Below are 21,679 nucleotides of genomic sequence, written 5' to 3' on the forward strand. Positions count from 1 at the left end.
CCATAGCCCTCGATCAAGCAGGAGTTTTTCAACAAAATTCGCCTTTTGCAGGCTTTCATGGATGGTCCGGCCAATGGCCATCGCCTCACCCACGGATTTCATCGCCGTCGACAGCAGCGGTTCGGCGTCGGGGAATTTCTCGAATGCAAAGCGGGGGATTTTGGTCACGACATAGTCAATCGTCGGCTCAAAGCTGGCCGGCGTGACCTTGGTGATGTCGTTATCCAACTCATCCAGCGTGTAACCCACGGCCAGTTTCGCCGCGATCTTGGCAATCGGGAAACCTGTCGCTTTTGATGCCAGCGCGGACGAGCGGCTGACCCGCGGGTTCATCTCGATCACCACCATGCGCCCGTCTTCCGGGTTCACCGCCCATTGCACGTTTGACCCGCCGGTCTCGACGCCGATCTCACGCAAAACGGCAATCGAGGCCGCGCGCATCCGCTGGTATTCCTTGTCGGTCAGGGTCAGGGCCGGAGCGACGGTGATCGAGTCACCGGTGTGTACCCCCATCGGATCGACGTTCTCGATCGAACAGATGATGATCGCGTTGTCGGCTTTGTCGCGCACGACCTCCATCTCATATTCTTTCCATCCCAGCAGAGATTCGTCGATCAGGATCTGATTGACCGGGCTGGCGTCCAGCCCGGTGCGACAGAAATGTTCATATTCGCTGCGGTTGTAGGCGACGCCGCCGCCTGTACCGCCCAGCGTGAAAGCAGGCCGGATGATCGCGGGCAGGCCGATGTCGTCCAGCGCCGCCATGCATTCGTCCATCGAATTGGCGATGGTCGCGCGCGGGTTTTCCAGCCCGATCCGGTCCATCGCCTCGCGAAACAGCTTTCTGTCCTCGGCCATCTCGATGGCGTCGCGCTTGGCGCCGATCATCTCGACCCCGAACTTCGCCAAAACGCCCATCTCTTCCACTGCCAGCGCGGTATTCAGCCCCGTCTGCCCGCCCATCGTCGGCAGTAACGCGTCGGGTCGTTCGATCTCGATGATCTTGGCCACAACCTCGGGTGTGATCGGCTCGATATAGGTAGCGTCGGCCATGTCGGGATCGGTCATGATCGTTGCGGGGTTCGAGTTCACGAGGATCACCCGATACCCTTCCTCGCGCAGGGCCTTGCAGGCCTGTGCGCCGGAATAGTCGAACTCGCACGCCTGTCCGATGACAATGGGACCGGCCCCGATGATCATGATGGATTTGATGTCGGTTCGTTTCGGCATATGCGACCCCCGATCGGCCGGGGGCAGGGCGACCCGGCGCAAAATTCTTGCGGGTTATAGCCATGGCGCGCGCGTGCACAATACCACCGCGCGGTATTCTTGGCGCTGGCGTCTGCGTCAGGCCGGATTCGCCTGGCGAAAAGCGACCAGCAGGGCGATCAGGGTGGCAAGAAAGACCGGCACCATGATCAGGATTTGTGGATAAACGGGCAGTGCAAGGTCAAAGAACGCCGATTGGAACGGCAAGCTGAGTGTTACGGCGACACTCAACAGCAGAACCATCGCGCGCCGCAGGGGCATCCAGGTCAACACGCCGGGCAACAAAAACAGTGCCAACAAATAGTAATGCGCCCAGCCCAGCGGCGCAAAAAGCGCGACGATCAGGGCAAGCCCCAGCAGCCGCGCGGCGGTGCGTCGATGCGCCCCGTCGCCCCGCGTCACGCGCCACAGAACCCCCGTCGCGATCAGCAATCCCAACTTTGACACGGCCGAGATCCAGCCCGGTTTGGCAAAGATATACTCGTTCTCCACATGCAGCGGCGCAGTTCCGCGCAGGGCGTTGAGGGTTTCAAACAGGAACGTCTCGAACGAAAAGGCAAAGAAGCTGGCGTAAATATGGGCGTTGATCGTGCCGAGGTGGGCAAGGTAGGTTTGATGCAGCCCGACGCCTGCAACCGCGATACTGATCGCCAGCATGGCCGCGCCGGTCAGCAGAAACGCCGCCAACGCCCGCCGGTTGCGATCAAACAGGAAGATCAGCACAAACGCGGCAGGCGTGATCTTGATGCAAGCCGCCAGGGCAAGGGCGATGCCAGCGGCAATGAACCAGCCCGCGATGTATCGCTCGAACGCCAGCAGACACAGGAAGAAGACGAGAATCTGCGTTTGCCCCAGCAACACTGCCGAGATCAACGGCACCCCCGGCACCACCAGCGCGAGGCTGATTAGTACCCAGATCGGGAACGACATGGCGCTGACCCCGATAATCCGCCACGCCAAGCCAATACTGCCCAGCGTCAGGACGACATTGATCAACAGGTTCGCGTTCATCGCCGATTGCGGATCAAACCGGGCCACCGGGGCCATCAGAACCGCAACCCACGGCGGGTAGATGAACGGATAGGTCTGTTCGTCGCCATGCCCGGTCGCCGCCACTGCCGCGACCCAGGCGGGCGGCATCTGGCTGCCGATCACCTCGGGCGGGGCGGCATAGACTTGCGCCAGATCGCCCGCACAGAAGAAATACCCCGCGAAATAAAGCGCGCTGAAATCCACCGCCCAGATATTCCAATGCAGCCCGATCAGACAGACGACGGCGAGCGCCGCACCCAGCACCGCCAAAACGCCGGATCGTTCCTGAACTTGCTGCCCCAGACCGGCCACGCCCGACCCCTTCACTCCGTTTCGCGCAGGCTAGTGCGAGAACGATTTGAGGGGAACCGCTAAGCCGTCAGGCGCAAACCCGACCCTGCGGGACTATTCCGCCGCGTGATGCATCGGCTGCTGCTGTGGGTGGTCGAACAGATATTCCCGCGTCAACGGCACCGCCGCCTGATCGCGCGCCAGCTGGAACTGGAACACCACCTGTCCGTTGTGCCGGAAGCCCATTTCTGACCCCGCCAGATAGAACCGCCACATCCGCACGAAGCGTTCGTCATAAATCGCCCGCGCTGCGGCCTCCTGCGCCGAAAACCGGTCGAACCAGTGCTTCAACGTTTCGGCGTAATGCAGGCGCCAGACCTCGACATCGGTGCTGACCAGACGCTCCTTTTCGACCGCTGCCATGGTTTCCGACATTGCCGGGGTGTACCCGCCCGGAAAGATGTACCGATCTAGCCAGGCGCCACTTGCCCCCGGCGGGTCGCTGCGCCCGATGGTATGGATCAGCGCGACACCATCATCCGCCAGCAGGCTGCGCACGGTGCGGAAATACTCGCGGTAATGCGGCACACCGACGTGTTCGAACATCCCGACCGAGACGATGCGGTCGAACCGTTCGGACACATGCCGATAATCCATCAGTCGGAAATCGACCTGCCCGGACAACCCGGCTTCCTCTGCGCGGCGGGTTGCGATTTTGTGCTGTTCTTCGGACAGCGTCACGCCAACGACGCGCGCGCCGTAATCGCGCGCCAGCGTTAGCCCCATGCCACCCCAGCCACAGCCGATATCCAGCACCCGCATACCGGGCCGGATCAACAGCTTTTCGGCAATATGCGCCTTCTTCGCCGCCTGCGCGTCCTCCAGCGACATGTCGGGATCGCGGAAATACGCGCAGGAGTATTGCTTGTCCGCATCCAGAAACAGATCATAAAGGTCCGCCGACAGGTCATAGTGATGCGCCACATTGCGCCGCGCGCGCGGGGCCGGATTGAACTGCTTCAACCGCCGTGTCGCATTGCGCAGGATCTGCACAGGCACCTGCCAGGCCGCGCCGTTTTTCGCCCCCACATTGCGTGTCACCAGCGCCAGAAAGCCACGGATATCGTCGCCTGCGATGCTCAGCGTGCCGTCCATATAGGCCTCGCCCACGGCAAGGTCACGGCTCAGCAGAATTTTCCGGGGCAGGGCCGGATCGTGCAGCCGAACCTCCACCGGGTCAGCGCGCGTATCGCCATAGGTGCGGCACGTCCCATCAGGCATCTGAACGCTCAGATGTCCCTCGCGGATCATCGCCCGCAACATCGCATCAAACAGTCTGTCCCACATAGGTCACCCCCTTTGCCCCGGTTGGGGCAGGCCAGTGCGGTCATTTTGGCCAGTGAATTCCTTGCCTTTCCAAGGCGTTAACATCTGACGGGCGATATTCTGGTTCAAGGTTAAGCCCATGTAAAGCCTGCGCGTGATCTGCGCCCCCTCGTGGCAAAACGCCGCCACAGCGTTCCGCGGGCCTGTAACGCTTGACTTCAAGGGGGTGGCGGTGTGTATCCGCCAAGTCCTTTCGCGCCCGGAGAACCATGCCATGCACGCCTATCGCACCCACACCTGCGCCGACCTGCGCGCCGAACATGTCGGCGACACCGTGCGCCTTTCGGGATGGGTCCACCGGGTCCGCGACCACGGCGGTGTGCTGTTCATCGATCTGCGCGATCACTATGGCATGACGCAGGTCCTCGCCGATCCCGACAGCCCGGTTTTCGCCGAGGTTGAGAAGGTGCGCTCAGAATGGTGCATCCGCATCGACGGCGTCGTCAAGGCGCGCGACGCGTCGCTGGTGAACGACAAGATCCCCACCGGCGCGGTCGAGGTTTTCGTTAGAGATATTGAGGTGTTAGGCGCCGCAGATGAACTGCCGCTTATGGTGTTTGGCGATCAGGAATACCCGGAAGAAACGCGCCTGAAATACCGGTTCCTCGACCTCAGGCGTGACCAGTTGCAGGCCAACATGAAGCTGCGCAGCGACGTGGTGCGCGACCTGCGCGAACGCATGTGGGCGCAGGACTTCAACGAATTCCAGACGCCAATCCTGACCGCCAGCAGCCCCGAAGGCGCGCGCGATTTTCTGGTGCCGTCCCGCCTGCACCCCGGCAAATTCTACGCCCTGCCGCAGGCCCCTCAGCAGTTCAAACAGCTGATCATGGTCAGCGGCTACGACAAATACTTCCAGATCGCGCCTTGTTTCCGCGACGAAGACCCGCGCGCGGATCGCTCGCCCACCGATTTCTACCAGCTTGATATGGAGATGAGCTTCTTCACCCAGGACGATGTCTTCGCTTGTATCGAGCCGGTGATTCGCGGCTGTTTTGAACGTTTCGGCAAGGGGCGAAGCGTGGATCAGACGTGGGAGCGTATCTCCTACGCCGACAGCGCCCTCTGGTACGGCACCGACAAGCCGGACCTGCGCAACCCGATCAAGATGCAGGTCGTCAGCGAGCACTTCCGCGGATCCGGCTTCGCGATCTTCGCCAAACTGCTGGAAAACGAGGGCACCGAAATCCGCGCCATCCCGGCACCGGGCGGCGGGTCGCGCAAGTTCTGCGACCGCATGAACAGCTTTGCCCAGGCACAGGGCCTGCCGGGGATGGGGTATATTTTCTGGCGCGATCAGGGCGAGGGCATGGAAGCCGCAGGCCCCCTCGCCAAAAACATCGGCCCGGAACGCACCGAGGCGATCCGCCAGCAACTGGGGCTGAAGGTCGGCGATGCAGCCTTCTTCCTCGGCGGCAAGCCGGCGCATTTCGAAGCTGTCGCAGGCCGCGCGCGGGTCGAGATTGGCAATGAGCTCGGCCTCACCGACACCGACCGCTTCGCCTTCGCCTGGATCGTCGACTTCCCAATGTACGAGGCGGACGAGGAAACCGGCAAGATCGATTTTTCCCACAACCCGTTCTCGATGCCACAGGGCGGGTTGGATGCGCTGGAGGGCGACCCGCTGGAGGTCCTCGGCTTCCAGTATGACCTCGCCTGCAACGGCTATGAACTCATCAGCGGCGCGATCCGGAACCACCGGCCCGAGATCATGTTCAAAGCCTTCGAACTGGCCGGATACCCGAAATCCGAGGTCGAAGCCCGCTTTGGCGGCATGGTCAAAGCCTTCCAATACGGCGCCCCGCCCCACGGCGGCTGCGCGGCAGGCATCGACCGCATGGTCATGCTGCTGGCGGATGAGGCGAACATTCGTGAGGTCATCATGTTCCCGATGAACCAGCGCGCCGAAGACCTGATGATGGGCGCCCCGTCCGAGCCGATGAACGAACAACTGCGCGAGCTGGGGCTACGGGTGCTGCCGAAGGACTGAGCGGTGCGCGGTGGGCTATGATGGCCTGAGGCAGATATTGGCGGATTGTCCCCGCGCCCGGTGCGCGCCGCAAGGCGCAGGGCGCGCGCCGGACCGGTCCCGCCGGTCAGGCGCTGGTCTGAACTTAGCGCGTCCAAGCGAGTTGATTGCCAAGCCTGAGCCATAAATCATGCAAACTCAATGGCGCAGCGCCAGCCCACCGGCCCGGCGCGCGCCCTGCTTGGTGATTGGTCGTCAAAGTCCCCTCCACGCCACTCGCAGCCACCTTGGTTGACAGAGTTTCGCTGCATCGGATGCAGCTACGCAGCAACGCGTGCGCAACCGGTTCCGGCAGCGCCAAACGCCACGGTTCGAGTGCTCTTAAAGGTTGGCGGCGGCGACGCCCGGTACCACATCTGCCCGCTCGGCCGATCCGGTCACCGCAGTGATCAATGCCACGCTCAACAACACCGCGCCCAGCGTCAGCACCGCCCAGTCCAACGCGCCGCTGCGCATCCGGGCCTTACCAGCGGGCACTTTCAGAAGCAGGTTTTCTAGCATTTGGCAGCCTTCCGGTCGTCTCTGTCAGTCCTGTATCGCGGTGAAATGGGACGAAATTGCGAAAAGGGCAGGGCGCGGATACGGGCATTTCCGTGCCATTTTGCGCGTATTCGATGTTCCTTTGCCGCTTGTCGCTGTTCCGGCTGCCCGCTACGCAGGCTATGACTTCAGTCGCCTGGACCCGAACTATGCCCGAAAATCGCGACCCCAACGCACCGGTCCCCAACTGGTCGCCGCCGCAGCGCCCGGATTTCGACGTTCTGGAAGGTCGCTGGGCGCGGGTCGAGCGTCTGGACCCCGCCCGCCACGCTGCCAATCTGTTCGATGCCAACCGCGCGTCGGATGCAATCTGGGACTACCTGCCTTACGGCCCGTTTGCGCACCCAGATGCCTTTGCCGACTGGCTCACCTCGGTCGCGCCCGGTGAAGACCCACGCTTCCACGCCATTCAGGATCTTGAAACTGGCCGCTACGCAGGTGTCGCCAGCTATTTGCGCATCGCGCCCGAAGCCGGGTCCATCGAAGTCGGGCACATAAACCTTGCGCCCGAACTGCAACGCACCCGCGCCGCGACCGAAGCGATGTTCCTGCTGATGAAATGGGCGTTTGAGGCCGGGTATCGCCGCTATGAATGGAAGTGCAACGCCACCAACGCAGGCTCGCGCCGCGCCGCTGGGCGGCTGGGCCTCAGCTATGAGGGGGTCTTTCGGCAAGCCGCCGTCATCAAGGGGCGCAACCGCGATACCGCCTGGTTCGCCGCCATCGACGCGGAATGGCCCGCATTCAAATCCGCATTTGAATCCTGGTTGTCGCCGGACAATTTCGGCACCGATGGGCGTCAAAAAACGCGCCTCGCAGATCTGACCCGGCCAGTTCTGGCAGCACACGACCCGACCGCCACCCCCTAGGGTCAGGACCCATTAATCCGACACCGCTGGTTTGACAGATTTTCTGTCTGACAAGGATTAGGTCTGACGGAATAGTGGTTCTATTTCAAAGACCTAAGGCGATGTCAGGCTGGAAATCCGTCAAATCCGAAGGACGTCAAATCCGCTTCATCTCAGCGGTTTAGGCCGCTTGAAAAGTGAACCACACTTCCCCGCGCGTCCCAAACCACTGATATTTCGCGGATTTGGCGCCAGCGGTGTCGGATTAATGGGTCCTGACCCTAGGTCCCGCCGCAAGCACAGGCACCGTCCCGGCGAAATGCCCGACTGTCGCCCAGTGCCCAAAAGCACCTGACACGCCGCCACCCAGTCAATCAGACGTCGTCCTGCGCATCTTCTCGTCGGAAATATCCCCGCCGGAGGCATCCTTCCTTTTCCAGCGCTGTTTCGGGGGGCTCTACATCTGACAGTTTGGCGCGCCTCCAGTTATCCGACCATGCGCCGGTCTCTCAGCCGATCCTGCACCAGATTCGACAGGTCGCTGACATCGGGCAACGGGTCTGCCCCGGAATCGCGCGCGCGTGCCAGCGCGGCGGCCGCCGCTTCCAGCGGATGATCTTCCGCAACCCGCGCCAGCCCGCCCAGAAACTGCGCGACATAATCCAGCGTTGGCCCATCATTGTCCTGCGCCAGCAGCGTGGCGATATGGGCGATGTCATCGCGAAACGCCAGATCATCCGGCGGTTCGGCAAGCGGGTTGGACGGCAGCGCGAACAAACCTGCGGGCTGCATGGCCTGGGGCAAATGCGACAGGATGATCTGCTGAAACGCGACCAGGCTTGCGATCGGTTTGGCCAGAAACCCGTCGGCACCTGCGTCCATCGCCAATTCTGCCGCTCCATCATCGCCCGAGGTTCCCAGCAGGACCGAAACGCGCGGCGTGGCCTTCATCAATGTTTCGATCAACTCTGCCCCCGATCCGTCGGGCAACCCAAGATCGACAATCGCGACCGTGGGGCAATAGCTGCGCAAATGCCGCTCGGCACTGGCCAGGCGGTCGGCACGCCGAATGCGCGCGCCGCTGCGCAGGCACATCAGGCGCACCGCTTCGCTGGCAAAGCGGCTGTCTTCGACCAGAAGAACGGTGTGGCCCAGCAATGGCCGCTCGGTCGTGGGGCGCTGGCCCGTGTTCATATCGCCGAAATTCATGCTTGCCCCTTTTCGGGTTTTGCGGGTGTCGAGGCGATGCTGCGCGCAATTGATGAATCGCGCGTTAAGGCTGCCCCTGCGACGCCAAGCACCCTTGCGAGGCCCGCGTGCCCCGCCCATAACGCCCGTAACCCAACTTGCGGAGCCTACGCCATGATCGGCCGCCTCAACCACGTCGCCATTGCCGTGCCGGACCTTGCGGCCGCGGCCGAAGATTACCGCACCCGTCTGGGGGCCAAGGTTGGCCCGCCCCTGCCGCAGCCCGACCACGGTGTCACGGTGATCTTCATCACCCTGCCCAACACCAAGATTGAATTGCTCGAACCGCTGGGCGACGCCAGCCCTATTGCAGGGTTCCTCGAAAAATCCCCCTCGGGGGGTATCCATCATATCTGTTACGAGGTTGACGACATCATCGCCGCGCGCGACCAGCTGGTCGCGACAGGCGCACGCATTCTGGGCGGCGGAGAGCCCCGGACAGGCGCCCACGGCAAGCCCGTCCTGTTCCTGCACCCGAAAGACTTCACCGGCACCCTGATCGAGTTGGAGGAAGCCTGATGGGTATCGCCTCGGGCCTCGTCCTCTATGCGGTGATCTGGTTTGTCGTTCTGTTCGTCGTGCTGCCGATTCGGCTGGAAACCCAAGGTGACGCCGGCAAACGACTGATCGGCACCCACGCCGGATCGCCGGCGAACCTGAACATGAAGAAGAAGGCGCTGTTGGTCAGCATAATCGCGTTCGTCGTCTGGGCCGTGGTGGCCGGGATCATCGTCTCGGGCGTTATTTCGGTGCGCGATCTGGACTGGTTCGACCGGATGCGCCCGGGGGCGGGGTAACCTCCGACACCCCAATGGCAATCGCCTCTAGCGCGGTTTGTTGCCCCAGGCCCCTGTGGACTGAATGGGACTCTCATAGGGCATAGGCTGCAATGTTTCGCGCTTGGCCTGGTCCATCTCGGCAGCCGCAGGCAGCTCCCTTTCGCGGCGGCGTGACGGAAGAATACGGCTGAGGGCCGCTGTTCCCAGAAAGCGGAGGGCGACAACCATCGCTACAAAAAGTGCGACGCCCGCCAGTAGCGAGGGCATTCCAATATCAACGCAGGCCCCATCGGCGCCGAAAAACACGGCCTCGACGATACTGATAGTTTCATTGCAGTCGCCTGTGGTTAGCATTCGGAGCGCCCATATTGCCGTTCCCCTGTTCTAAAGCGTTTCGACATTAACCTGAGACATATCCGGCGGCCTTAAAGTAGTTCCAGCATTCTACTGGGTCGTAGAGATCGCAGATTGCTCCGATTGCTTCGAAGACCTGGGTAAAGGACCTGGCCCCGATCCGTCGCAAATGGGCTTTCAGTTTAGAGAAGGCCTGCTCGATGGGATTCAGGTCGGGCGAGTACGGTGGCAGGTAAAGGAACCAGCAGCCGTGATTGCGTAAAGCCTGCGTCGCCTCCTTATTCCGGTGGGTTGCCAGGTTGTCGAGAATGACGACAGTGCCGGGGTTGATCTCGGGGACCAGCACTTCGCGGATGTAGGCCGCGAAGGCGGGGCCATCTATCGCTCCCTTGATGACCCAAGGTGCGATCAGCGCGCCTTGGGTCAGGCCCGCGATCAAGGTTTGGGTTCCCCAGCTTCCGAAGGGCGCATCCATCGTCAGGCGCTTACCGCGCTTGGCTCTGCCGCGTAGGCGCGTGAGGTTTGTCTTCACTGCGGTTTCGTCAATAAAGACAACGCGCTCAGGAAAGGTCGCAATGGCTGGCGAGCGGTATCTGAACCAGTCGGCCCGTTGCTGCCTTACCTTGGCGCGGCGGCGCTCGGTTGCGACCAGCGACTTTTTTTGTACGTGAAGCCGAGCCGGGACAGAAGGTTGGCGATGGAGGAGTGATGCACCCGCACACCCTCTGCATCGGCCAGCGCATTACGCAACTCAAAGAGCGTGATGTCAGGGTCTTGTGCGATCAACTCCTCAAAGAATTCCCGATGCGGAGCCAGCTTTCCCTTGCCGCGCGGCGGTCCCTGCCGGGCAGGTTCCGCATGACCCTTCATCCTCACCTGACGCGCCCACCGCGCGCCTGTGGCAGGCGACAGCTTCAACCGCAACGCCGCCGCGCGCCCGCTCAACCCTTCTTCAATGTATCTCTGAAACCGTATCCGAAGCGCAGATGGCAAAGGTGCTGACATGATCCATCCTCCCAAACAGGATGAATCACAGATCAGGTCTCAAGGGAATCCCTCGCGATTCAGGTTCAAGCCGAAACGCTTTAGGCCTGCAATTGGACAAATCTATGACGTCTGAGGGGGGGTGTCTAGCCCCCAAGTTCTGGGCCATTTCTGATTAGAGTTTCTGGCATTGGTGGTCGCATGTTCAGAGCCTGGTGCGGACGTGTGTGGTTGTACTGCTTAAGCCAATGATTGATGACGATCTGTGCCTGTTTCGTTGTTGTGAACCATTCAGCGTTGAGGATCTCGTGCCGGAGAGTGCCGTTGAACCTCTCGTTGTATCCGTTTTCCCAAGGGGACCCCGGATAGATTCTAATTGGTCGAACACCAACGCGAACCAACCACTCCTGCATCGCCTTGGCTACGAACTCTGGGCCGTTGTCGGAGCGGATATACTCCGGCGTGCCATGGCAGAGGAGCAGCGGATATAGCGCCTCCAGAACATCTTCGGCGCCCATCCTGCTGCGAACTTCCACGGCCAGGGCCTGCCGGGTGTACTCATCCAGAACGGTCAGCATCTTGTAGCTCCGGCCATTGCTGAGCTTGTCGTGAACGAAGTCGATGCTCCAGATGTGGTTCGGATGCGTCGGCCTGAGGCGAATGATCGAGCTGTCCTTGTGATAAAGCCGTCTGCGCTTCCTGTGCCGCTGCGGGAGTTGCAGTCCTTCTTCCTGCCAGAGACGCTCAACCTTCTTATGATTGACCCGCCAGCCCTCGATGCGCAGGAGTTCCGAAACTTTACGATAGCCGTAGCGCCCATATTGCTTGGCCAGGCGGATCAAAGCGAGCCGTAGAGCATCATCGTCTTTTGGCGCGGGTCGATATTGCAGAGAGCTTCGCGCCAAGACCGACGACCCGGCAGGTCCTCCGCTCCGAGGTCGCGAGCTTTTGGCGCGTATGAATAACGGCCTGACGGAGCTCCCCAGTCGTCAGGCCCTGGGCTTTAAGTAGTTCAGGCTTTCTTTGAGGATCAGCTTGTCCAATTCAAGCTCAGCGACGATCTTCTTGAGACGCCCATTCTCCTTTTCCAGGCTGCGCATCTCCGACAACTGCGACCGTCCCATACCACCAAACCGTTTCCGCCAGTTGTAATATGTCGCATCGCTGATGCCGACGCTACGACACGCCGATGCAACGTCACTTCCTCCCGTCAGCTTCAGCTCAATCTCACGCAGCAGCTTCAATACATCTTCGTCCGAATGCCGTTTCCGTGCCATTACATATTCCCCTCTCAAGACCAATGTAGTGGCCCAGTTTTAGGGGGGAAGGACAGGGGCGAGCGTGCGAGAGATCACGCGGCTTGCCGCGAGCACCCTCCGGGCGGTGACAGTTACATCAACGCTGCTCGCTTGACGTCAGGGTGAACAGGAACGTGCTTAGAAACGCGGCCCGCCAGACCACGTGGATGATGAAATAGCCGATCACGCTGCCGCCTTGATCAGAGAACCCGAACACCAGCGCCAGCGCACCGGCAATGGCCGAGATCACGACCACCATGGCGGCCCCGGCCAACACCCGCCTGCGGCGCAGCATCGTTACCAGCAACAGCGCCGCAGCCCCGGCACAGGCCCCCGCAAGCGCCAACGCGACCGAGGCGTTGCGCACCCCGAAATCATTCGCCAGGCTATAGACCTGCGCGGCCAGCATCACGGCCATGTAATAAATCAGCGGAGCGGCCAGGATCATCAGTGATGCCCAGACCGGCCCGAACCCGCCATAACGCCGCCCCAGCCAGGCCATTGTCACCCCGAAGACGACGCCGACCGGGATCACCATGATCAGGATTTCAAGAATACTGCTGGCACCGGTCAGCGGCAAAAGCGCCTGAAACAGCGCCGTGCCAACTGCGCCCGAGATGACCCCGGCCAGAATTGCTACCCTTGACGCACCCGTATTGTCGGGAACACTCGTTACACTTTCGGCCATCTGCTCACCTGAAAATCCCGCCCCGCCCTATGATTAACGGCGCGCGCCCACAAGGCAAGAAAAAGCGCATTGATCCGGGCCGGTGCAAACGGCGCGCCTGGCGGCTGCGCCGGTCGCAAACCTCAAACCCCCAGACACCAACGCATAATCGCTTTCTGCGCATGCAGGCGGTTTTCCGCCTCGTCAAATATCACCGATTGGGGGCCGTCCATCACCGCGTCGGTGACCTCGTCGCCGCGGTGGGCGGGCAGACAGTGCATGAACAGGGCCTGCGGCCCCGCGGCGGCCATCAAGGCTTCGTCAACACGGTAGGGCGACAGCTGGTTGTGCCGCCGCTCGGCCACATTGGGCGCGTCATGCATTGAGACCCAGGTGTCAGCCACCACCAGATCGGCCCCTGCGACGGCACGCGCCGCGTTGCGTTCGATGGTCACCGTCGCGCCTTCGCCGCGGGCCTGTTCGACAAATGCGGGGTCCGGATCCAGGGTCTCCGGGCCGGTGAAGGTCAGGTCGAACCCGAAGCGCCCGGCGGCATGCAGGAAACTGGCGCAGACATTGTTGCCATCCCCGGCCCAGACCACCTTCTTGCCCCGGATCGGGCCGCGATGTTCCTCGAACGTTTGAATGTCGGCCATGATCTGGCAGGGATGCGTGCGATCCGTCAGCCCGTTGATGACCGGCACGGTGGCGTGTTCGGCCGATTGTGTTGAAAAACTCCGAAATCAGAGCGTCGCGGATTTCTTGCGAAAACCTATGAAGCGAAATAGTCGGAAAGCTTTGACCACGAGACAGCGCATGGCTGCGCGTGAGCGCATGTAGGCGATTTGGGCCGACCCCCGCGCCAAAAATTTAGGATCGGGCTGCATGGAAAGAAAAATCATCGTTCAGGCCCTAAAACGGAGTTTTTCAACACAATCGGCCAATTCCAGCAGTTTGCATTCCTCAAACGTGCGGATCATGATCAGATCGACAAAGCGGGACAGAACCCGCGCGGTGTCAGCGATGCTTTCGCCATGACCAAGCTGGATTTCCGAGCCGTTCAGCACCAGCACCTGCCCGCCCATCTGCCGCACACCGACATCTGTCTAGCCCCCAAGTTCTGGGCCATTTCTGATTAGAGTTTCTGGCATTGGTGGTCGCATGTTCAGAGCCTGGTGCGGACGTGTGTGGTTGTACTGCTTAAGCCAATGATTGATGACGATCTGTGCCTGTTTCGTTGTTGTGAACCATTCAGCGTTGAGGATCTCGTGCCGGAGAGTGCCGTTGAACCTCTCGTTGTATCCGTTTTCCCAAGGGGACCCCGGATAGATTCTAATTGGTCGAACACCAACGCGAACCAACCACTCCTGCATCGCCTTGGCTACGAACTCTGGGCCGTTGTCGGAGCGGATATACTCCGGCGTGCCATGGCAGAGGAGCAGCGGATATAGCGCCTCCAGAACATCTTCGGCGCCCATCCTGCTGCGAACTTCCACGGCCAGGGCCTGCCGGGTGTACTCATCCAGAACGGTCAGCATCTTGTAGCTCCGGCCATTGCTGAGCTTGTCGTGAACGAAGTCGATGCTCCAGATGTGGTTCGGATGCGTCGGCCTGAGGCGAATGATCGAGCTGTCCTTGTGATAAAGCCGTCTGCGCTTCCTGTGCCGCTGCGGGAGTTGCAGTCCTTCTTCCTGCCAGAGACGCTCAACCTTCTTATGATTGACCCGCCAGCCCTCGATGCGCAGGAGTTCCGAAACTTTACGATAGCCGTAGCGCCCATATTGCTTGGCCAGGCGGATCAAAGCGAGCCGTAGAGCATCATCGTCTTTTGGCGCGGGTCGATATTGCAGAGAGCTTCGCGCCATACCGACGACCCGGCAGGTCCTCCGCTCCGAGGTCGCGAGCTTTTGGCGCGTATGAATAACGGCCTGACGGAGCTCCCCAGTCGTCAGGCCCTGGGCTTTAAGTAGTTCAGGCTTTCTTTGAGGATCAGCTTGTCCAATTCAAGCTCAGCGACGATCTTCTTGAGACGCCCATTCTCCTTTTCCAGGCTGCGCATCTCCGACAACTGCGACCGTCCCATACCACCAAACCGTTTCCGCCAGTTGTAATATGTCGCATCGCTGATGCCGACGCTACGACACGCCGATGCAACGTCACTTCCTCCCGTCAGCTTCAGCTCAATCTCACGCAGCAGCTTCAATACATCTTCGTCCGAATGCCGTTTCCGTGCCATTACATATTCCCCTCTCAAGACCAATGTAGTGGCCCAGTTTTAGGGGGGAAGGACACGTCGGCGTCGGTCAATGCAACCGCGCATGCACCACAAACCCGTCCACCGTCTCCTCCCCCAGTGCCCGCATCGCCTCCAGCCGGTGCAGCCCCTCGAGCAGCACATACCGCCCCTTGCCCTCGCGCACCCGGATCGGGACTTGCTGGCCGTTCTCAAGGATATCCTCGGCCAGGGCCTGGACCTTGTCGGCCTCCAGCGTCTTGGCGCGTTTGGCGGGGACGTAGATCTGGTCAATGGGCAGGGGGCTGACGAAGGGCATGCGGTTCGGTCCAATCAAGCAAAGGGGCAGGGGGCACAGTGGCGCACCCCATTGACCGCCCCACCATTCCAAATCATATCCCCTCACCATGACCGACCTGAACAAAATCCGCAATTTCTCGATCGTCGCCCATATCGACCACGGGAAATCCACGCTTGCCGACCGGCTGATCCAGCTGACTGGCACCGTTGCCGCCCGCGACATGCAGGAACAGCTGCTTGACTCGATGGATATCGAACGCGAACGCGGCATCACCATCAAGGCCAACACCGTGCGGATCGAATATCCGGCGAAGGACGGGCAGACCTACATCCTGAACCTGATCGACACCCCCGGCCACGTCGATTTCGCCTATGAGGTTTCCCGCTCCATGCGCGCCGTCGAAGGGTCGCTGCTGGTGGTGGACGCGACCCAGGGGGTCGAGGCGCAGACCCTCGCCAACGTCTATCAGGCCATCGACGCCGATCATGAAATCGTCCCGGTCCTCAACAAGATCGACCTGCCCGCGTCCGAACCCGAAAAGGTCTGCGAACAGATCGAGGATGTGATCGGCATCGACGCGTCCGAGGCTTGCATGATCTCCGCCAAAACCGGCGTCGGCATCCCCGACGTGCTAGAGGCTATCGTCACCCGCCTGCCGGCCCCCAAGGGCGACACCGACGCGCCGCTGAAGGCGATGCTGGTCGACAGCTATTACGATGCCTATCTCGGCGTCGTCGTCCTGATCCGCGTCATCGACGGCGTGATCCGCAAGGGCGACCGCATCCGCATGATGGCGACCGGCGGCCTCTATAACGTCGAACGCCTCGGCGTGTTCCGCCCGAAGATGGAGAATATCGCCAGCCTCGGCCCCGGCGAAATCGGCTTCCTCACCGCCAGCATCAAACAGGTCCGCGACACCCGTGTCGGCGATACGATCACCACTGAAAAGAAAGGCACGACCCAGGCACTGCCCGGTTTCAAACCCGCCCAGCCTGTCGTCTTCTGCGGCCTCTTCCCCGTCGATTCCGCCGAATTCGAAGACCTGCGTGAGGCGATCGAGAAGCTCGCCCTGAACGACGCCTCCTTCAGCCACGAAATGGAAACCTCCGCCGCGCTCGGCTTCGGCTTCCGCTGCGGCTTCCTCGGCCTGCTGCATCTGGAGGTTATCCGCGACCGCCTGGAACGCGAATACGGGATCGAGCTGATTACCACCGCCCCCAGCGTCATCTACCAGATCTTCGACCGCGCCGGGAACATGACCGAACTGCACAACCCCGCCGACATGCCCGACCCCGCGACCATCGACCATATCGAGGAACCGCGCATCAAGGCCACGATCCTGGTCCCGGATGAGTACCTCGGCGACGTCCTGAAACTCTGCCAGGACCGCCGCGGTATCCAGCTTGACCTGACCTACGCCGGCACCCGCGCCATGGTCGTCTATGACCTACCATTGAACGAGGTTGTCTTCGACTTCTACGACCGCCTGAAATCCGTCACCAAGGGCTACGCCAGCTTCGACTATCAGATGATCGGCTATCGTGAGGATTTCCTGGTCAAGATGTCCGTGCTGGTGAACGAGGAACCCGTCGACGCGCTGTCCATGATGGTCCACCGGGATCGCGCCGAGATGCGCGGCCGCGCCATGGTCGAGAAACTGAAAGAGCTGATCCCCCGCCACATGTTCAAAATCCCGATCCAGGCCGCGATTGGGGGCAGGGTGATTGCGCGGGAGACGCTGTCCGCGATGCGGAAAGACGTGACGGCGAAGTGCTACGGCGGCGACGCGACGCGGAAAAGGAAGCTGCTGGACAAGCAGAAGGCCGGGAAAAAGAAGATGCGCCAGTTCGGGAAAGTGGATATCCCGCAGGAAGCCTTCATAAACGCCCTGAAGATGGACGGGTAGGCCGGGGTTCACCCCGGCACCCCACAACCCCCACCCTGCCCGGAATCAAGCCTGAAAGGCGCCGGGCGAGCGCCTGTCTGCCCCCCCGGGCAGGCGCTTCTGCGACGTCGCGTGTCCCATCATGGTCAGAGTTAACCCTGCACGATAAATTGCCCCGAACCACCGTGGCTGCGCCAGCCCGCAGACAGGCACTCGCCCAGCTTGTGTTGTGTAGGGGGCGATGGTCGTGCGCGTCGGACTTCTATGCGCCTAAAGCGTTTCGGCTTGAACCTGAATCGCGAGGGATTCCCTTGAGACCTGATCTGTGATTCATCCTGTTTGGGAGGATGGATCATGTCAGCACCTTTGCCATCTGCGCTTCGGATACGGTTTCAGAGATACATTGAAGAAGGGTTGAGCGGGCGCGCGGCGGCGTTGCGGTTGAAGCTGTCGCCTGCCACAGGCGCGCGGTGGGCGCGTCAGGTGAGGATGAAGGGTCATGCGGAACCTGCCCGGCAGGGACCGCCGCGCGGCAAGGGAAAGCTGGCTCCGCATCGGGAATTCTTTGAGGAGTTGATCGCACAAGACCCTGACATCACGCTCTTTGAGTTGCGTAATGCGCTGGCCGATGCAGAGGGTGTGCGGGTGCATCACTCCTCCATCGCCAACCTTCTGTCCCGGCTCGGCTTCACGTACAAAAAAAGTCGCTGGTCGCAACCGAGCGCCGCCGCGCCAAGGTAAGGCAGCAACGGGCCGACTGGTTCAGATACCGCTCGCCAGCCATTGCGACCTTTCCTGAGCGCGTTGTCTTTATTGACGAAACCGCAGTGAAGACAAACCTCACGCGCCTACGCGGCAGAGCCAAGCGCGGTAAGCGCCTGACGATGGATGCGCCCTTCGGAAGCTGGGGAACCCAAACCTTGATCGCGGGCCTGACCCAAGGCGCGCTGATCGCACCTTGGGTCATCAAGGGAGCGATAGATGGCCCCGCCTTCGCGGCCTACATCCGCGAAGTGCTGGTCCCCGAGATCAACCCCGGCACTGTCGTCATTCTCGACAACCTGGCAACCCACCGGAATAAGGAGGCGACGCAGGCTTTACGCAATCACGGCTGCTGGTTCCTTTACCTGCCACCGTACTCGCCCGACCTGAATCCCATCGAGCAGGCCTTCTCTAAACTGAAAGCCCATTTGCGACGGATCGGGGTCAGGTCCTTTACCCAGGTCTTCGAAGCAATCGGAGCAATCTGCGATCTCTACGACCCAGTAGAATGCTGGAACTACTTTAAGGCCGCCGGATATGTCTCAGGTTAATGTCGAAACGCTTTAAGGGAGCCAGCAACCGAAAAGCTGCGAAAGGATGAAGTCCCACAAAAACCATTTTTGGAGTTCCGATTGCCGATGAGTAGCCTAATTCCAGCCTGGTCGATAGTCAGTGCGATTGCATCGCGGGCAGTGAATTTGTCCTACGGGTTCTCTATTTTCGCGCTTAACCCTGCTCTCTTCCTCTGTAAGGACTTCCAGTTCGAATCTCTCGTTGCAATTTAGACAAGTAAATCTTCTAGTTGTCGGCATAATCTAACCCCGCTTGCTTCATCAATTCATCCATCAACATTTCAGCCGCTTCTTTTGCTGAACACCTGCTGATATTTTGATCGAAATGAGAAAATCCAAACATCTGTCCTTCCCCCCTAAAACTGGGCCACTACATTGGTCTTGAGAGGGGAATATGTAATGGCACGGAAACGGCATTCGGACGAAGATGTATTGAAGCTGCTGCGTGAGATTGAGCTGAAGCTGACGGGAGGAAGTGACGTTGCATCGGCGTGTCGTAGCGTCGGCATCAGCGATGCGACATATTACAACTGGCGGAAACGGTTTGGTGGTATGGGACGGTCGCAGTTGTCGGAGATGCGCAGCCTGGAAAAGGAGAATGGGCGTCTCAAGAAGATCGTCGCTGAGCTTGAATTGGACAAGCTGATCCTCAAAGAAAGCCTGAACTACTTAAAGCCCAGGGCCTGACGACTGGGGAGCTCCGTCAGGCCGTTATTCATACGCGCCAAAAGCTCGCGACCTCGGAGCGGAGGACCTGCCGGGTCGTCGGTCTGGCGCGAAGCTCTCTGCAATATCGACCCGCGCCAAAAGACGATGATGCTCTACGGCTCGCTTTGATCCGCCTGGCCAAGCAATATGGGCGCTACGGCTATCGTAAAGTTTCGGAACTCCTGCGCATCGAGGGCTGGCGGGTCAATCATAAGAAGGTTGAGCGTCTCTGGCAGGAAGAAGGACTGCAACTCCCGCAGCGGCACAGGAAGCGCAGACGGCTTTATCACAAGGACAGCTCGATCATTCGCCTCAGGCCGACGCATCCGAACCACATCTGGAGCATCGACTTCGTTCACGACAAGCTCAGCAATGGCCGGAGCTACAAGATGCTGACCGTTCTGGATGAGTACACCCGGCAGGCCCTGGCCGTGGAAGTTCGCAGCAGGATGGGCGCCGAAGATGTTCTGGAGGCGCTATATCCGCTGCTCCTCTGCCATGGCACGCCGGAGTATATCCGCTCCGACAACGGCCCAGAGTTCATAGCCAAGGCGATGCAGGAGTGGTTGGTTCGCGTTGGTGTTCGACCAATTAGAATCTATCCGGGGTCCCCTTGGGAAAACGGATACAACGAGAGGTTCAACGGCACTCTCCGGCACGAGATCCTCAACGCTGAATGGTTCACAACAACGAAACAGGCACAGATCGTCATCAATCATTGGCTTAAGCAGTACAACCACACACGTCCGCACCAGGCTCTGAACATGCGACCACCAATGCCAGAAACTCTAATCAGAAATGGCCCAGAACTTGGGGGCTAGACACCATTGGAAGTGCCCTTGCTCGACCTCTCGCCGTGAGAATAATATATTTCTCCTATTCCTCCTTCGGAACCAGAGTGCACTGTAATTGACTCCACTTGTCCAATATTCTTATTCGCAATTGTTGCCGAAAAAGACGATCTTTCGTAACGGTCAAATAACGTGTTCAATCCCTCAACTGCTCCAATTTCTTTGAGTGACCTCTCAAAGTACTTCGCAATCTCTTCAAATGCGTTATCCCGGTATTTGCTTCTATCTAGCTGATCGTACCTCTTCTTCGAACGAATTTGCACAGCGGTTGCCGTAGCCTTAAAGCGTTTCGGCTTGAACCTGAATCGCGAGGGATTCCCTTGAGACCTGATCTGTGATTCATCCTGTTTGGGAGGATGGATCATGTCAGCACCTTTGCCATCTGCGCTTCGGATACGGTTTCAGAGATACATTGAAGAAGGGTTGAGCGGGCGCGCGGCGGCGTTGCGGTTGAAGCTGTCGCCTGCCACAGGCGCGCGGTGGGCGCGTCAGGTGAGGATGAAGGGTCATGCGGAACCTGCCCGGCAGGGACCGCCGCGCGGCAAGGGAAAGCTGGCTCCGCATCGGGAATTCTTTGAGGAGTTGATCGCACAAGACCCTGACATCACGCTCTTTGAGTTGCGTAATGCGCTGGCCGATGCAGAGGGTGTGCGGGTGCATCACTCCTCCATCGCCAACCTTCTGTCCCGGCTCGGCTTCACGTACAAAAAAAGTCGCTGGTCGCCACCGAGCGCCGCCGCGCCAAGGTAAGGCAGCAACGGGCCGACTGGTTCAGATACCGCTCGCCAGCCATTGCGACCTTTCCTGAGCGCGTTGTCTTTATTGACGAAACCGCAGTGAAGACAAACCTCACGCGCCTACGCGGCAGAGCCAAGCGCGGTAAGCGCCTGACGATGGATGCGCCCTTCGGAAGCTGGGGAACCCAAACCTTGATCGCGGGCCTGACCCAAGGCGCGCTGATCGCACCTTGGGTCATCAAGGGAGCGATAGATGGCCCCGCCTTCGCGGCCTACATCCGCGAAGTGCTGGTCCCCGAGATCAACCCCGGCACTGTCGTCATTCTCGACAACCTGGCAACCCACCGGAATAAGGAGGCGACGCAGGCTTTACGCAATCACGGCTGCTGGTTCCTTTACCTGCCACCGTACTCGCCCGACCTGAATCCCATCGAGCAGGCCTTCTCTAAACTGAAAGCCCATTTGCGACGGATCGGGGCCAGGTCCTTTACCCAGGTCTTCGAAGCAATCGGAGCAATCTGCGATCTCTACGACCCAGTAGAATGCTGGAACTACTTTAAGGCCGCCGGATATGTCTCAGGTTAATGTCGAAACGCTTTAGTAAGCAGGAGTGCCGGAGAACTGAGGGGCGCATACTTGTGCGCGCCTTTCCACCGACCAAGCGGTGTTTGACCCCCCCCACTCCACAACCCCCTCACCCCACTCAAAAATCCCCACTTATCCACACGCTTACCCCCAACAAACCCACCGTTTTACCCCCATGAATCTTCACCATCCCCGCATTTTCCCATTACGCGACTCACCCAAACGGACGCACCCTTATCCCATCGCGGCGGTTCACTGAACCAAAGCGAACGCGAAAGCCCCTCGGGGGGGAAGCAGGGATGGAACGGGTCTTCGGGCAC

Annotated in this window: 21 protein-coding genes and 4 pseudogenes; 10 read left to right on the forward strand and 15 right to left on the reverse strand. The window is 60.3% G+C overall.

Going from position 1 to position 21,679, the window contains the following annotated elements; all coding sequences use genetic code 11:
* Positions 1 to 39 precede the first annotated feature (39 nt).
* The 3 genes and pseudogenes from carB to GKR99_03845 all read right to left on the reverse strand — a co-directional run bounded on the left by carB (position 40) and on the right by GKR99_03845 (position 3,939).
* A pseudogene (gene carB, locus GKR99_03835) lies at positions 40 to 1,230 on the reverse strand (carbamoyl-phosphate synthase large subunit).
* Positions 1,231 to 1,347: 117 nt separating this feature from the next.
* Complete coding sequence (locus tag GKR99_03840) at positions 1,348 to 2,613, reverse strand: DUF2029 domain-containing protein (GenBank protein ID NKB26723.1); 1,266 nt, start codon at positions 2,611 to 2,613, stop codon at positions 1,348 to 1,350.
* A gap of 93 nt (positions 2,614 to 2,706) precedes the next feature.
* Complete coding sequence (locus GKR99_03845; GenBank protein NKB26724.1) at positions 2,707 to 3,939, reverse strand: methyltransferase domain-containing protein; 1,233 nt, start codon at positions 3,937 to 3,939, stop codon at positions 2,707 to 2,709.
* Between the two features lie 253 nt (positions 3,940 to 4,192).
* Between GKR99_03845 and aspS the strand changes: the two genes are divergently transcribed.
* Positions 4,193 to 5,968, forward strand: coding sequence for an aspartate--tRNA ligase (gene aspS / locus GKR99_03850; GenBank protein NKB26725.1), 1,776 nt, complete (start codon positions 4,193 to 4,195; stop codon positions 5,966 to 5,968).
* A gap of 360 nt (positions 5,969 to 6,328) precedes the next feature.
* Here the strand turns inward: aspS and GKR99_03855 are convergent, their stop codons facing one another.
* Positions 6,329 to 6,508, reverse strand: a complete 180-nt coding sequence (locus GKR99_03855; protein ID NKB26726.1) for a hypothetical protein — start codon at positions 6,506 to 6,508, stop codon at positions 6,329 to 6,331.
* A 188-nt stretch (positions 6,509 to 6,696) separates the two neighbouring features.
* On the opposite strand from GKR99_03855, the gene GKR99_03860 reads away from it, so the two are divergent.
* Positions 6,697 to 7,416, forward strand: a complete 720-nt coding sequence (locus GKR99_03860) for a GNAT family N-acetyltransferase (protein ID NKB26727.1) — start codon at positions 6,697 to 6,699, stop codon at positions 7,414 to 7,416.
* A 465-nt stretch (positions 7,417 to 7,881) separates the two neighbouring features.
* Here GKR99_03860 and GKR99_03865 read toward each other — a convergent pair whose 3' ends face one another.
* Entirely contained in the window at positions 7,882 to 8,604 is a 723-nt protein-coding gene (locus GKR99_03865; protein ID NKB26728.1) for a response regulator, read from the reverse strand.
* Positions 8,605 to 8,757: 153 nt separating this feature from the next.
* On the opposite strand from GKR99_03865, the gene mce reads away from it, so the two are divergent.
* Entirely contained in the window at positions 8,758 to 9,162 is a 405-nt protein-coding gene (gene mce, locus GKR99_03870) for a methylmalonyl-CoA epimerase (GenBank protein ID NKB26729.1), read from the forward strand.
* Positions 9,162 to 9,440, forward strand: coding sequence for a DUF1467 family protein (locus tag GKR99_03875; protein NKB26730.1), 279 nt, complete (start codon positions 9,162 to 9,164; stop codon positions 9,438 to 9,440). The genes mce and GKR99_03875 overlap by 1 nt, the downstream gene beginning before the upstream one ends.
* A 27-nt stretch (positions 9,441 to 9,467) precedes the next feature.
* Here the strand turns inward: GKR99_03875 and GKR99_03880 are convergent, their stop codons facing one another.
* The 6 genes and pseudogenes from GKR99_03880 to GKR99_03905 all read right to left on the reverse strand — a co-directional run bounded on the left by GKR99_03880 (position 9,468) and on the right by GKR99_03905 (position 13,444).
* Positions 9,468 to 9,776: a hypothetical protein gene (locus GKR99_03880; GenBank protein NKB26731.1), complete on the reverse strand. Its 309-nt coding sequence runs from the start codon at positions 9,774 to 9,776 to the stop codon at positions 9,468 to 9,470.
* 46 nt (positions 9,777 to 9,822) lie between these two features.
* Positions 9,823 to 10,781: pseudogene (locus GKR99_03885) on the reverse strand (IS630 family transposase).
* A 125-nt stretch (positions 10,782 to 10,906) separates the two neighbouring features.
* Entirely contained in the window at positions 10,907 to 11,746 is an 840-nt protein-coding gene (locus GKR99_03890; protein ID NKB26732.1) for an IS3 family transposase, read from the reverse strand.
* A gap of 3 nt (positions 11,747 to 11,749) precedes the next feature.
* Positions 11,750 to 12,037, reverse strand: coding sequence for a transposase (locus GKR99_03895; protein ID NKB26733.1), 288 nt, complete (start codon positions 12,035 to 12,037; stop codon positions 11,750 to 11,752).
* Between the two features lie 118 nt (positions 12,038 to 12,155).
* Complete coding sequence (locus tag GKR99_03900) at positions 12,156 to 12,746, reverse strand: hypothetical protein (GenBank protein ID NKB26734.1); 591 nt, start codon at positions 12,744 to 12,746, stop codon at positions 12,156 to 12,158.
* 122 nt (positions 12,747 to 12,868) lie between these two features.
* Positions 12,869 to 13,444 (reverse strand): annotated as a pseudogene (locus GKR99_03905) (ornithine carbamoyltransferase).
* Between GKR99_03905 and GKR99_03910 the strand changes: the two are divergent.
* Positions 13,380 to 13,565: a hypothetical protein gene (locus GKR99_03910; GenBank protein ID NKB26735.1), complete on the forward strand. Its 186-nt coding sequence runs from the start codon at positions 13,380 to 13,382 to the stop codon at positions 13,563 to 13,565. The pseudogene GKR99_03905 and the gene GKR99_03910 overlap by 65 nt on opposite strands.
* Positions 13,566 to 13,660: 95 nt before the next feature.
* Here the strand turns inward: GKR99_03910 and GKR99_03915 are convergent.
* The 4 genes and pseudogenes from GKR99_03915 to GKR99_03930 form a co-directional block, all read right to left on the reverse strand.
* Positions 13,661 to 13,810 (reverse strand): annotated as a pseudogene (locus GKR99_03915) (ornithine carbamoyltransferase).
* A 21-nt stretch (positions 13,811 to 13,831) separates the two neighbouring features.
* Positions 13,832 to 14,728 (reverse strand): IS3 family transposase, encoded by an 897-nt coding sequence (locus tag GKR99_03920; GenBank protein NKB26736.1) that lies wholly within the window; start codon positions 14,726 to 14,728, stop codon positions 13,832 to 13,834.
* A complete protein-coding gene (locus tag GKR99_03925) occupies positions 14,674 to 14,961 on the reverse strand; it encodes a transposase (protein NKB26737.1) in 288 nt (95 codons plus the stop codon). The genes GKR99_03920 and GKR99_03925 overlap by 55 nt, the downstream gene beginning before the upstream one ends.
* Positions 14,962 to 15,028: 67 nt before the next feature.
* Positions 15,029 to 15,277, reverse strand: coding sequence for a chromosome partitioning protein ParB (locus GKR99_03930; protein ID NKB26738.1), 249 nt, complete (start codon positions 15,275 to 15,277; stop codon positions 15,029 to 15,031).
* Positions 15,278 to 15,365: 88 nt separating this feature from the next.
* On the opposite strand from GKR99_03930, the gene lepA reads away from it, so the two are divergent.
* The 5 genes from lepA (at position 15,366) to GKR99_03955 (ending at position 21,359) form a co-directional block, all read left to right on the forward strand.
* A complete protein-coding gene (gene lepA / locus GKR99_03935) occupies positions 15,366 to 17,165 on the forward strand; it encodes an elongation factor 4 (GenBank protein ID NKB26739.1) in 1,800 nt (599 codons plus the stop codon).
* Between the two features lie 333 nt (positions 17,166 to 17,498).
* A protein-coding gene (locus tag GKR99_03940) for an IS630 family transposase (GenBank protein ID NKB26740.1) occupies positions 17,499 to 18,457 on the forward strand; the annotation gives its coding sequence in 2 pieces (ribosomal slippage) (positions 17,499 to 17,840 and positions 17,843 to 18,457; 957 coding nt in all).
* 420 nt (positions 18,458 to 18,877) lie between these two features.
* Positions 18,878 to 19,165: a transposase gene (locus GKR99_03945; protein ID NKB26741.1), complete on the forward strand. Its 288-nt coding sequence runs from the start codon at positions 18,878 to 18,880 to the stop codon at positions 19,163 to 19,165.
* Complete coding sequence (locus GKR99_03950) at positions 19,111 to 20,007, forward strand: IS3 family transposase (protein NKB26742.1); 897 nt, start codon at positions 19,111 to 19,113, stop codon at positions 20,005 to 20,007. The genes GKR99_03945 and GKR99_03950 overlap by 55 nt, the downstream gene beginning before the upstream one ends.
* Before the next feature lie 393 nt (positions 20,008 to 20,400).
* Positions 20,401 to 21,359, forward strand: a protein-coding gene (locus GKR99_03955) for an IS630 family transposase (GenBank protein ID NKB26743.1) whose coding sequence is annotated in 2 segments (ribosomal slippage) — positions 20,401 to 20,742 and positions 20,745 to 21,359 — 957 coding nt in all. Because the reading frame shifts where the segments join, the coding sequence is not laid out codon by codon here.
* Positions 21,360 to 21,679: the final 320 nt, after the last annotated feature.

The organism is Paracoccaceae bacterium (assembly GCA_012103375.1).
In the GTDB taxonomy this organism is placed as follows: domain Bacteria; phylum Pseudomonadota; class Alphaproteobacteria; order Rhodobacterales; family Rhodobacteraceae; genus WLWX01.